General features: G+C 55.7%; 1 protein-coding gene (cut by a window edge). It reads left to right on the top strand.

The annotated features are described in order from the left end of the window. A protein-coding gene (locus ACK4FF_RS09800) for a pentapeptide repeat-containing protein (protein WP_409708177.1) crosses the window boundary here: on the top strand, nucleotides 1-14370 show its final stretch. It extends 19818 nt beyond the left edge of the window; 14370 of the gene's 34188 nt are visible here — the last part of the coding sequence; its start codon lies off the left edge, out of view; its stop codon occupies nucleotides 14368-14370.

Genomic DNA, 14370 nt, shown 5'->3' with positions numbered 1-14370 from the left:
ACGCTGGTGTTCGACATTGAATACCGGGGAACGGTCGGTGCTCGTAATCTGCAGACCATCACTGTATTTGCTGATTTCCTGAAGGGCATAGATGACCCTGTCAGTTACGGCAACGGGGCACAGATACTGGGCTTTAGCCCAGTCGGAAAGAATGCCACGGTCGAGAAAGGGCCGCGCTTCAACACCTTGGCCGACATTGCCCCGATTCTTCAGGACATGGTGGCGCAGCTTCTGCCCAATGGCGAAGTGTTCAGTATCAGCCCTCGGTTCGACGCTGAAGCCATGGACTTCATGTTTGACCTGAAGCTGACTCCGCGGCTTCCAACGATTGATGTGCCACTGAATCTGGACTTCGATCTTGACCCATTGGCGTCTTTGACAACCAGCGGAAACCTGACCATCGATGCAGGCATCAGCCTGTTGGCAACTATTGGCATTGACTTCAATCGCCCCGAGAACTTCAACGTCAGCATGGGCGTGAAGAAGGTCAATACCGCCACAGGCGATGTAGCTGTTCCTGCGACTTCTTCTTTCGCGTCAGCGGGGACGCCTACACGCACATTCCGGTTTGTTCTGGATGGCGAAACATTCAATGTTATTTTGCCTGCTAACGCAGCGGCCACTACTCAGACCAGCACTGAACTGGTGACGAGTATCAACAATGCATTGAAGGCTCAGACACTCCGAGTGGGTTCTAAGCTGGCCACTTCTGGCTATGCCAAGCTTGGCGATGCCCTCAGCGTTAAGCTGAACGCCGACAACAAGCTGTCTTTTGAATTGATTGCACAGCAGGTGCTGGAGTTCACTGTTTCTGCCACTGATGCAGGTGCGAAGGCGGTCTTCGGTTCAAGTCCAGTGACTGGCGAGCCGACCATCAGTCAGGTGTTCTTGCCTGCCAGCGTGACGTTTACAGATCCTCAAGTCTTCCAGCTCGCAGTTGATGGTGCTGAAGATGCCTTGGGCACAAGCTCGTCACGCAAAGACGATGTCATCACGATCACTATTGCAGCGGGAACCTACACACAGGATCAACTGATTGCTGCGTTCAATACCGCATTTGCTGCAATCACTGGTGACGACCTTGGGCCACTGAATGGCGTGGACGGTGTCAACAGCCTGGCCGATGTATTCAAGGCCAGGGCTGCGATTGCCGATGGAAGCAACCGCGTAATACAGTTCATGACCATGAAGGAGAAGATCAGCACACTTCGCTTCCTGGGCTCAGAGACCACAGACCTCGCCAAAGTGCTTGGTATGCAGTTTGGTGTGCAACTCGAAGCATCTTCGGTGGGTGTGTTCCTGCAGGATGCCTCGCTGGGCGGCAATTTTGACGCCCGCGTGGACAACTTTACCGGCGAAGCCTCACTCAGCATCATCAACCTCAAGCTGAACCATCTGACAGCAGCATTCAGTGCTGGTGTTCTGCTGCAGCTTAAGGGTGGGCCCGATGGCGATGCAGGCGACCGTGTTTATGTCGGAGAATTGATTCAAGCCGCGACAAATCGTTTCAGCGATTTGGGTGTACGAGGTGATGTCACGGCCGCCAAAGGTGGGCGGGTACTTCTCGATGCTGCAGTCAAAAATGCATCGACTGAGATGTTGGGCTCCCTGAGTGCTGATGTCGGCTTCACCATCAAGTTGACCCCTGATGCGCCCGCCGGCCAGACGGCCAAGCCCATTGAATTGGTGGTCACCCTGTTGGCCAAGGATACCGAGGGCTTTACTACCCTTGATCAATTGGTTACCTATGCCAACACCCGAATTGCGTCCGCAATTACCACTTACAACTTGAAGCATCCAACGGCAACTCTGCCTACCAGCTTCAGTTTCGGTGGTGGTGCAACCAAGTTCATCAGCAAGGCCAGCAACACCGATCCGATGGGTAACGTGGTCAATGTGTTGGCGTTCAATGCGCCAACTACGCATGCCTTGGAAGTGGTGGGACGACGGTTGATTTCTGAGTACGTCACCGACTTTATCTTCACCGACTCCAGTTACAACCTGGATTCAACACCGACAGCAACACTACTGATTGACGGTGTCAGCATTGATGCCGGTGGTATCACGTTGTTGCCAGCCGATGTGGTCCCACAGATTGACATTTCTGTTCCAGTCATTGATGTCTGGAAGGGTGCGGTTTCACTGGCGGACGCAGTCAAGGTCAATGTGCTGGGTGCAGATTACCTGACCAACTTCAAGAACCTGTCGTTTGCACAGATTGTTGAAGGCTTGCGACTGGTGTCGAACATGCTTGGCAAGTTGAGCACCTTCAGCTTCCTGAATCAGAAGATTCCAATCATTGACAAGAGCGTCAATGACATCTTCAACGTTGCGGCAGACCTGGCCAAAGCCATCGACAAGCTTGGCTCCAACCCTGCCCAAGGTGTTGCGGAGCTGCGTCGTGTGCTGTCCGAAAGTTTCGGAATTCCGGTTTATGACCCAGCCCGTCCCAATGTGTTCGGTCTTGACATTGGCTATGACAATGTCAGCAACGCGCTTCGCATTGACATCCCGTTCCAGTATCAGTTGTTCAACCAGCAGTTCCCGATCAACATCGACCTGCAAACTTTGGGCGACCTGATAGGCGGTGATGCTTTTGCAGACGTGTTGGGTACCGTGAGCAACCTGATTGACCTGCAGGCCTCGGCCCAGGTCACTGTGGTACCCACAGCCAGCATCAATCTGTCGCTGGGCTTTGACTTGTCTTCTGGTGAGTTCTTTGTCTATGACTTCTTCAACAATAACACGCCGACTGACTTCACTGATGACAAGGGCACTTTCGCTCGTCTGACAGCGCTGATCAACGGCGAGTCACTGAACTTTGCTGCACGCCTTGGTCCTGTAACTCTGGGCATTCGCGATGGTTCGGCTGACATCAATATTGAAGCGGGCTTGTTCCTGAAAGATGACCCCAATGGCGCGATTGGACAGGGCGATGGCAAGCATTATTTCAATGCGGCCATGTCGGTACAAACCCTTCAAACGGGTACTGCACAGGGACTGATCTTCAACAGCACAGCGCTGGCTTCCACGCAGGTTGCAATTTCGGGGTCTGCCACTCAAGCAGCTCCCTTGAATGTTGTACCCAAGATGGACAGCAGCTTCCAATTGCGGTTCCAGGTCGGTGGGGTCACTTATTCCACAGCGCCGATTTTGAACAGTTTTGATGCCGCTGGCGTCAAGGCTGCCATTGAGTCATCCTTGCTGTTTGGGCCAGCAGCGCTGCGTGGTGCTGTTTCTGTGACCTTGAACGACCCCAAGGACACGACCAAGGGCTTCAAAGTGGTTCTGAGCGGTGCCGGGTTCGACGGGAAAACCATCACTGCTGCTGCTCATGGATTGAATGCACAAAACCCTGTGGGTGCAATCAACACGGTTCAATGGCTCAAGTTGGTGTCCGGCAGCGCCGGAACCTTCAAGCTGTCCGTAGAGTATGGTGACAGCACTTACACCACAGGCGATATTGCCTACAACGCAACGCCTGCCGTGGTTAAAGCCGCGCTGGAAGCGGCCTTCCGTTCACCAACGGGTTCCAACAAGCCATTGCCTGGTGCCGTGGTCAATGTGACCTATCACGCGAGCGGCAAGCCTGCGGAGGGCTGGGACATTGAGTTTGCTGGCACCGAATTCACCGGCAAGCCGGTGGATCGTCTTGATGCAGATGAGTCCAAGATCACCTTCAAAGGTCAGATCAGTGTGGTGCCTCTCACCATGGGTGGCGTGGCCGGTGCGGTTGCTGTCAGCCGCGTCACCATGATCTCTGGCACTGGTGGCACCTTCGATTTGTCATTCAAGTACGGCACGGTGACCAAAACCGTCAGCGACATTGACTACGACGTGACTGCCGATGAGCTTGAACAGATGCTCAACGCGGCTGTGTCGCCAACCTACAAAGGCATCTCCGTTGAAGTGGATCGTGATTCCGGCGGGTTCAAGATCACTTTTGGCGGCAGCACCTTCAAGAACAAGGCAGTCGAAGTGTCGGTTAACACCGATGATCTGACGGCCACAGCGTTCGGTGCAGTATTCCGTGACCTGGATGTTGCCTTTGATGGCAGCGCCAAGGTGACGTTGCCAACATTTGTGCAGTTGCCCTCCGAAATTTTCGACCTTGGCACCACCTTGGGTCTGATCCCCAGTGGCACAGACAACCCGATTGCAGTTGGCGACATTCAGCTGGGTATTGGCAGCCTCAAAACGTTCTTTACCCGCATTTTTGATGGCGAGTCCATTCGCTCACAGAACGTCACTGGTCAATTCCCCACCATTTTTGCAGCCAATGTCGATGTGTATTACAAGCTGCCGGGTGTAGGCCAGTACCTTGAGATCTTCCGTCTGAAGAACCCGCTGTTCCAGTTGCTGCGCGATCCGAGCGTTCTGTTCGATGGCATCAACTTTGCACTGGACAGCATCAAGAGTGGTATCGAAACACTGACCAAGATTCCTCTGCCGCTGATTGGTGACCAGTTGGCCAAGGGCGCGGACTTCATCTCCCTGTTCCAGGAGAAGGTGCTTGGCGCCATCCAGCGTATTCTGGACGAACAACTCGACCAGTACGGCGGTTTGGACAATGCACTTCGTGAGCTGCTTTTCCGCATTTTCACCGAAGACAGTAACAAGGACGGCATCATCAACCCTGCCAAGGACTTGATCGATTACCTGTCCAACAAGAACAATGCCGGATACGCATTTGACAATCCGTTGTTGAACTTCCTGAAGGACTACAACTTCGATGGCTTGGTGACTTCAGACGACATCGTGCTGGAGTACATTGCGATGGGTAACGCGACCCGAAGCAAAGGCATTGAAGACGGCACACGTCTGGGCTACGTTTTGGCTGGTGAAACCAGCATGGAGCGTAACAACAAGAAGGGTGGCGACATCATTGATGTGGTCGATGGTGTCACTGCGCTGGATGACGCAGGTGCATTGCAGTTGCGGATGCATTTGGGCCAAAGCCTGCTGTCCCGCGATGTCGATATTTCCTTTGACATCGGATTCCCTGGCCTGAGCCTTGAAGTGGACGGTGGGTTGCAGCTCGACCTCGGCTGGGACTTCTTCTTCGGCTTCGGTCTGAGTATTGATGATGGTTTGTACCTCATTAGCAAGATGACTGACCACGCCGGGCTTGGCGACATTGACTACTTCGATGCGGCTTATCTGGAAAGCCTTGGGCTTTTGGACACGGTCAGCGCTGGCTCGACAACACTGAAACACGAGGCCTACCTGGAAAGCATCGGCTTCATCAACCCACAGGGTGAGGTGGAGTATCGGCAGGATCAGGTACGCAATGAACTGATCGAGAACGTCCTGGATCTTCCTGACACTGGGGCGAACGCTGCGGTTAAGGAAATTGCCATCAATTTCGACGCATACCTGCAAGGGCGTGATCGCAATGGCGACGGTGTGGTTGACCCTGCTCAGTTGAAGGCCAATATTTTCTTCTTGACTGGAACAATTGTGGACGACTGGAGTAACTCCATCCGTCTGCCTGATCAGAGCATCGTCAATTCACCCGATTTGTTTGACCGGGGAATCGGCTCGCGGACGTACTTCCGGGGCAGCTTCACAATCGATATCCGGGACAGGAACGACGATGGACGTCTGACCTTCGGCGAGATGAACTCCGGTAAGTTCCTGGACAACTTCAAGTCTGAATTGAACGCCAAGGCCCAAGCCAACTTCAACCTGGATTTGTCCGTTCAAGGACAACGGTCTCTGCCCAGGTTGCTGGCCGACTTCCACCTGACATATTCGCTCAAAGCGATTGATGTCAGCGCTTTGGCCGCGAACAGTGCTGAGGCGAAGTATCGCAAGCTGTTTGGCCCATCGCCAACCATCTGGATTTCTGACCTCGCCTTGGACATGGGAAGCTTCTTCAGTGACTTCCTGAATCCGATTGTTAAAGAGATCAGACCGTTCACCGACGAGATCAAGAAGATCACGGACATTTTGGACAAGGAAATTCCGGGGACCTCTTTGTTCAATGGTGGCCGTAACCTGACGATTCTCAGTTTGGCGGAGCTGTTTGGCCAAGGCGGTACCAAGCAGATTCAGTTCTTGAAGCAGTTCAAGAGCCTGATTGACATCATCAGTGCCATTCCGAAAGACGCAGGCAACCTGGTCATTCCGATTGGTGCGGTGTTTACCCTCAGTGGCAATGTCAATTCCAGCTCCGGCAAGAAAGGTTCATCCTTGTCCGGCAGTGTCATGGACATTAACAGTGCCTTGAACTCGCCAGTCACGCCCAAGGCATTGACTGCCGGTGGAACTAGCACCCCGCAGGCCCCATCGGCCAGCGCGAAGAGCGGGGTGTTGGGCTTCTTGGCCAAGTTGAATGACCCTAACAGTGCACTCCGAGTGCCTTTCTTGGCAGACTTCTCGAAGATTCTGGACCTGATCACAGGCAAAACCGTCGACTTGGTCACGTTCACGCCCAAGCCCTTGGTGTATCAAACCGAAATTGAGCTCGCGACCGTGTTGTATTCTGCACCCACAGTAAGTGCAGGTATCCGTGGTCACCTGGGTGTTGAGATCAATCTTGGCTTTGGCTTCGATACCTTTGGTATCAACAAGTACTTCCAAACCAAGAACGTCGCACACATCTTCGATGGTTTCTACATCAGTGACAATTTTGTCAATGGCAAAGACATGCCGGACATTATTTTCACGGCAGGTCTGGAGGTGTTTGCCGAACTGAATGCCTACATTGCCAGTGTGAGTTTGGCTGCGGGTATTGATTTCAAGGGTACTCTGGATTGGAATGACAACAATGGCAAGGGCGCGAACGACAATAAGTTCCGTGTCTCGGAAATCGCCGATGTGTTGTTGTGCGATCCGAAAGACATCTTTGAAGTCGGTTTGAAAATCGAATTTCAGGGTAACTTGAAGGTCAAGGTGGGTTTTGCCACGGTTTACAAGAAGCAGCTTTTCCGCGAGAAACTGTTCGAATTCAAGCACACCCCAGCACCTTGCTTCCCGATCCTGACCGCGGACGACGATGGTGATGGTACGTTCTCTCTGCACATGGGCAGTGGGTTGACGGACATGGCCTTGTTGACCGACATCGGTGCGTCCCAGTACGCGGACGATTTCGCATCGGCCAAGGCAGAAAACCGGATTCACAAGAACCCGTCAGATGTTGATGAAACCTATGTCATCAAACAGACTGGAACTGATGAGATCGAGATCACGGCCACCATTGATGGAACGGATTACACCCGGACATTCTCTGGTGTGAAGCGTATCGTCGGTGTGACCGGTTCGGGCAAGAACAAGATTGATGTCTCAGGCTTGACGACTATTGAAGCGATTCTGGTCGATACAGGGTCTGGTTCCAACGAATTGATCGGTGGCTCGGCCAGTGACGTGCTGGTGTCCAGTTCCAATGGCTCGACCAAGATCACAGGCAACGGCGGTACAGACCTGCTGGTGGCCCGTGGCGGCACAAGCACGCTGACCGGCAATGCAGGTTCCGACACCTATCGATTCCTGGGCAATTTCGGCACAGTCACAGTTGATGATGTGACAACCACTGATCCAAACGCCTTGGACTTCTCCAAGCAGACATCCGCGGTTGTGTTTGACACCTTGAACATGAAGGCTACACAGGGTGGCAACTCAGCGACCTGGACCCGAACCACCTCGGTGGGTTGGATCGCTGGGGGCACAGGTGCAGACACGCTGGACATGTCGTTTGAAAGCAAACCCTTGCATGTGGCTGTTAAAGATGAAGGCTCTGCGGCCTTCAAGGCCAAACTCAGCTCGGCCGCTCAAGGCCTGATTCGTGACACTGACGATGCAGCCTTGAACGACGGTGTTGTCAGCAATGCCACAACAGGCATGAATGGCGGTACCACCTTCGGTGACACCTCATTCCTCTTCACGGGGATTGAGAGCGTGATTGGAGGTACCAGCAGCGACGTGTTTGCGTTTGACCACGCACACGCCTTGGTTGGAACGGTCTATGGTGCTGCAACACGCGTGGGTGGTGCCAACGTCGGCTTGAACACTGCGGCCGAGCGGCCCTCTGCCCGCAATACGTTGGACCTGTCCTCGTATAACACCGGTGTGACGATTGACGAAAGCACCGCCACGTCCAACAGCCGTTTCACCCAGTCCGCACAGTCCGTCAAGGTGGGTGGTTTCCACAACATCTTTGGCGGCGCCGGCAATGACACCTTGGTCGGCAATTCGACCAACAACATCATTCTTGGTAGCGGAGGCGACGACAGCCTCAAGGGTATGGCTGGGAGCGATTTGCTGTCTGCTGATTCTCTCAAGTTTGTCAATACTTCCGGCAGTGAAGTTGAACTCAGCAAGTCTGGCGCCAAGTTGGCTTGGCAACAGTTGCCAAACCGCGAATGGACCTGGTTCGGTCAGATTGTCGAAAACGTCGACAAGTCGACTGGGCCACAAACCCTGGAAGGCGGAGAGGGTGACGACGTGCTGTTCGGCTCGACCGGTGCAGACACGCTACGCTCCGATGCGGGCAATGAGTTGATGGTGGGTGATTTCGCGCAGGTCAAGTTTGCAGCGGACGGTGCGGTTGATACCGTGACCTCCAAGCAAAGCGTGAAGGGCGGCGCCGACACCATTGTCGGCCTTGATGGCAACCACATTGTGGTGGGCGGCAATGCTGCGGACAACATCACCGTTGGCAATGGCGACAACCTTGTGTTGGGTGACTCTGGCGTCATCAAGTTGCGCGCTTCGACCCGTTTGGCCATCGAAGTCACCAACTTCGATGAATTGACAGCCTCACCAGCGGGTGGCAACGACACCATCACCTTGGGCACGGGTAGCAACATTGTTCTGGGGGGGCACGGCGCTGACACCATCACCGTCTCCGATGCCCTGGGCAAGCGCAACATCGTGTTGGGTGACCACGGCAAGCTGCTCTTCGCCAAGTCTGAGAAGAACTCGCATCTGCTCGCAACCATTGAAACCACGAAGAGTGGGGTGGATGAAAGCGCCACCGCAAGCGACGACACCATCAACTTGGCCAGTGGCAATGCCATCGTGATGGGTGGTGCTGGCAAGGACAACATCACCATTTCGGCTGCGGCATCGAATGAGGCTACCAACCGTCTGGTGGTGGGTGGCCATGCCAAGCTGGAGTTCGATGCGCTGGGTAGCCTGATCAAATTGCGGACTACTGATTCTACTGTGACTCAGGACAGCGATGACCGTGTAACCATTGGTGCAGCACGCAATGCAGCCAGTGGCTCGTTCGGTAGCAACATTGTTGTCACTGGCATGGGCAATGACACCATCCTGATTGGTGGTGGATCAGACCTGCTCGACGCAATCTCCGGTCGTGGTATCAGCCGCGACATCGTGATTGCTGACAACGGTGAAATTGAGCGTACAGCCTCCACAGCAACCACGGCCAACCAGTTGTTGATGATCCAATCCATCCTGAACAGCCTGGGCGGTAATGATGTGGTTGCAACAGGCAGTGGTGACAAGGTCATCATCGGTGGTTATGGCAAAGACGCCATTGCTGCCCATGACGGCAATAACCAAGTTTTGTCTGACAGTGGGGCGTTGACCTATGACGCTACTGGCAACGGCATTCTGCGTGAGGTGACTTCCAACACCTTCACTCAGGCTGAGGCAACCGCCATGGCGAATGTGGACCAGAATGACTACGTTCACCTGGGCAGTGGCAACTCGGTGGTGATCGGTGGCGCAGGCGCCGATGTGATCACCATCACAGCAGCCACTTCGGGCAGCAGTGTTTACCGTTACGTGATTGGGGGTCGAGGAACCGTGGTGTTCGATGCCGTGGGTACGATGACACTGGTTCGTTCCATTGACACTGCAGCCACAGAGGACGCCAATGGCAGCAATGGCATCAATGATGTCATCACCATCGGCGCAGGCCGTGACGCAGCCAGCGGCGACTTCGGAACCAACGTCGTCATCGGCGGCATGGGCAAAGACCGGATCTTCGTCGGTGGCGCAAGCTTCGAAGAAGAAACCCGGGTATTGACCGCAGGCACGGGCATCAGCACCGATATCCTGATTGGCGACAATGGCGAAGTGGTTCGCAGCGAGTCTGTGGTCGACGGCTCGACCGTGACCAAGACACCACAGCTCCTTTTGGTTCGCTCCATCCTGAACGACCTCGGTGGTGACGACCTGATTGGCAGCGGCAGTGGCGACAAGACGGTGATTGGCGGTATGGGTTCAGACATTCTGTCGGCCCGTGACGGTGATCACTTTGTACTGGGTGACAGTGGTTCACTGCAGTACGACACCGCTGCAGAAAACGGCGTGTTGCGTACCTTGTTGTCCGAGAGCCTGGTGTTCGGTGGTGACGACAACATTACCCTGCATGATGGCTTCAAGATGGTGGTTGGTGGCTTCGGCGCGGACACCGTGCGTGTCAACGCCACCCGTGATGCACGCTCCACACACGCTGATCAACGTGGACGCTTTGCCCGATACCTCATGGGCGATGCTGTCACCGTGGCATTTGACGTGGTGGGCGGTGTGCAAACTGTCATGTCCACTGATGTCATCTCGGCCACAGCAGGCAGCGACACCATCACCGTGGGTGTGATCGACAGCAAAGCAGACCTCGGCCGCAACATCATTGTGGGTGGTCTGGGTGCGGATGCCATCACGGTTCAGCCCGGTGCTTACAGCATCGACACAGTCGTTGGTGACAATGTCCAGATCGAGCAGAAAGCCCAGAGCTATGGCATTCAATCCATCACGACACTCACTGATGAGAAGGGCGATGCCGACACCATTAACCTTGGACGCGGTATTAAAACAGTGGTTGGTGGCTTCGGTGCCGATGTGGTGAATTTGGCCACTGTTGCTGGCACTGATGGAAAAATCAACCGCAGTACCGTGGTGGGCGATTCCGGTACCTTGATTTATGAGCCCGGTAACCCCGAAGGTGTGGGCGGTCCTGAAACAGCGGACAGCCTGCGTTCCATCGTCAGCAAGTCACTGAACTTCGGTGATTCGGACACGGTCTCCATCGTTGATGGTGATGTGGTGTTCATCGGTGGCGCTGGTCGGGACAAGCTGACTGTTGATTCTTCCCGCACCGCTTTCCGCTTGGCCGTGGGTGACAGCGCCAGCATGCAGTTCATCGGTGCTGGCCTGGCCAGCGATGTGACTCTGGCGCAGACACTGGACAACACAGCCTCAACCGGCGATGCGGACACCATCACGATTGGCAACGGCAATCTGGTCAGTGGCATGAGCACCTTGGGCAACGTGATTGCCATCGGTGGCATGGGTGCTGACAAGATTGAGGTGAACGCGCCTCGTTCCTCTGCCGTGTTGGTCGGTGACAACGCCAGCCTGGTTCGCAATGCCCTGTTGGGTCAGGTGACTCGTCTCGAATCCATTGCTCTGGAGCAGGGTGCCGGTGACACATTGACTGTTCAGGATGGTGATCACATCATCGTGGGCGGCTTTGGTTCTGACACCGTCAACGCAGGCAAGGGCAATCTGGTTGCGGCCGGTGACTCCATCCAGTTCAGCGCGACTGCCAATTCAGGGTCTACCCTGTTTGGCACACCAACGCTGGTGGCCTCGATTGGCCTGCCCAATGGCGCAGCAGACACCATCGCCGTCGGTGCTGGTATCTCCAACGTTGATGGCATCAAGCTGATTCTGGGCGGCGCTGGCGCTGACACCATCTCCGTCCTGGCCATGGCCGGGTATGAGCGTGTGATCGCAGGCGACAACGCTGAAATCAATCTGGATGCAGCGGGCCGTGTTCTGGGTGTTCAAAGCTTGGACACCGGTGTGACTACAGCAGGTGCCGACAAGGTGACTCTGGCTGTCGGCGCACGCGGACAGAATGCCCAAGTGGCGCTGGATTTCAACGTGCTCGCAGGTGGACTGGGTTCAGACACCCTGACCATCAACGCCACCTCCGATTCTCTGGATGTGGTGTCTGGTGACAACCTTGAAATGCGCCGTGCACTGAATACTGCCACCGGCGAATACCAGTTGACCTTGGTGAATGCCTTGAACGGCCAACTGGGTGGTGACGACACCATTGCAGTGGGCAGCGGTAACAAGGTGGTGATTGGTGGTGCAGGTGCAGACAGTATCGATGTTCGCACTGACACCCGCAGCAACCAGCAGACGGTTGTTTTGGGTGATGCGGGTGCGGTGTTCTACGACCAGTCCCTGACAGGCCGCTTGAGCCGCATTCTCAGCACTGTGGAAAACCAGGGCGGTAACGACAACATTGTGGTGGCTGGCGGCAACGCCTACGTCATCGCCGGTCGTGGCAACGACCGTGTGACGACCACGGCATCGGGCGCTGAGCGTGTGTTCATTGGGGATGACGGTCAAATTGACTTTGTGTCCCGTGACAACCGCCAGGATCTGGCCCGCATCCAGACCACGAGCGACCAGGTCAACCAGACTGAGCAAACCGACAGCGACACGTTCAACCTGCTGTTCAACGGCGGCAAGAACTATGTCTTGGGTGGGGAAGGGCGTGACAGCGCGCTGACCCGGGCCAATGTCAACACGGCCGACCTGATGTTCCCTTATGGCGAACAGGATGTCTTGTTGTCCGGCTCTGGTTCTATCCGCCGCGATGTCGAGGGCTCTTCCTTCAAGGACGTCATCAGCCTGGTTGCTTTGGGCGATTACGATGAGTTCCTGGATGAAGTCAAGGACGGCAACACTGGTGGTGGCAACCAAGGTGGTGGCGACGCGCTGGTGGGCACTGCTGTCGGTGAAGGCTTTGTCATCGATGGCAGCCTGACGACTGCAACAGGCCGCCTTGCGCTGCCTGCAGCCGACGGAGGTGCTGCGGTCTTTATCCCAGTGGATAACCAAGCCACCAACTTCGGTGTGTTCTCGCTGCGCGAAGACGGCAACTGGACTTACACACTCGACGCAATCAAGGGCGGCGCATTGAAAGGTGGTGAAGAACGCATGGAGCAGTTCATCGTTCAGACTGCCGATGGTTCGTCCACAGTGGTGTCGGTCAAGGTGTTCGGTGCCCAGTCCGAGGCCACTTTGGGTGGTAACTTTGCGGGCGGAATCACCGAAGACCAGTTGTCCAGCGTGACTGGCCAGTTGACCATTTCCGATCTGGATCGGGACGAGTCTGTCTTCCAACCAGTCGATTCCACGGGCTTGTATGGTCGATTCACCCTGAGTGCGAATGGTCAGTGGACCTACACCGTCAATATGTCGGATGTGGCAATCCAGTCACTGCCGCAAGGCCAGACCCTGACCGAGCAGTTCGAGGCAGTGTCTCTGGACGGCCTGACCCGCATGCCTGTGGTGTTGACCATCACGGGTTCCAATGATGTCGCCACAATCACCGGCGTTGTACTGAGCACTGCGAACTATGCCCCAGCCTCGACGCTGTCAGGCGCATTCAATGTGACCGACGTGGATACGGGTGAAGCCTTGTTCAAAGCACAGGACACGACAACCTCCTTGGGCCGCTTCGTTTTGGGCACTGATGGTACGTGGACCTTTGCTGTGGCTGACACCACAGACCTGGCTGATCTGGAAGTGGGCCAATTCCGCGAGGTTCAATTCACGATTGAATCCTTCGATGGCTCGGCAACCGACACCTTGACAGTCCGCATCAACGGCACCAAGGTAGTGGTCGATCCAGGCACCGGCGGCGGCAACAACGGCGGCGGTAACAACGGTGGCGGCAACAACGGTGGCGGCAACAACGGCGGCGGCAACAACGGCGGCGGCAACAACGGCGGCGGTAACAACGGTGGTGGAAGTACAGGTGGTGGTTCTACCGGTACAGGCGTCTTCGAGGGCTTGACCCCCGCGCAGATTGCCCAGTTGGCCAACCTGACCATCGGCCTGATGATCACCGGTATGGGCAGCACTTCGACAAGCAGCACAGGCAGCACTGGTGCAAGCGGCTCATCGTCGTCCAACAACGGTGGTTCCTCCAGCACCTCAAGCAGTGATGCTGCGGTCATCGGTACTTCCTCGGGTGACACGGGTTCTGTCAACGCCCTGGGTGGCAACACCGACGGGCAAGAGCCTGCAAGCGACCCGGCCACCGTCAACTCCCTGAACCCCACAGGCCCAACAAGCCTGGGTGTTCAGACTGGCGCGTCCAATGTGACGTCACAGACCGACCCAGCAGCGACCCTGCAAGGTCAGTCGTTCGGTCGGGAAAGCGCCGATGTGTATGACGAGTTGCCTGCACCAGCCTCTGGCGAAGCCGGAGCGCCTGCACAGCAGGGGGCACAAGCGCCTGCTGCCGAGCAAGCTGCTCAGGCCAGCGAAGGTGAGGGCAGTCTGGCCGATGAGATTGCGACAGGGCTGGCTGCGGCCTCCGCCTTGATCGGCTCAACGTCAGGACGCATTAACTGGAAACGTCGCAAGTGA

Origin of the sequence: Limnobacter sp., from assembly GCF_046297615.1 — a bacterium.
Taxonomy (GTDB): domain Bacteria; phylum Pseudomonadota; class Gammaproteobacteria; order Burkholderiales; family Burkholderiaceae_B; genus Limnobacter.
The sequence above is the reverse complement of the archived record's forward strand: the minus strand, read 5'-3'. Positions and strand labels throughout refer to the sequence as shown.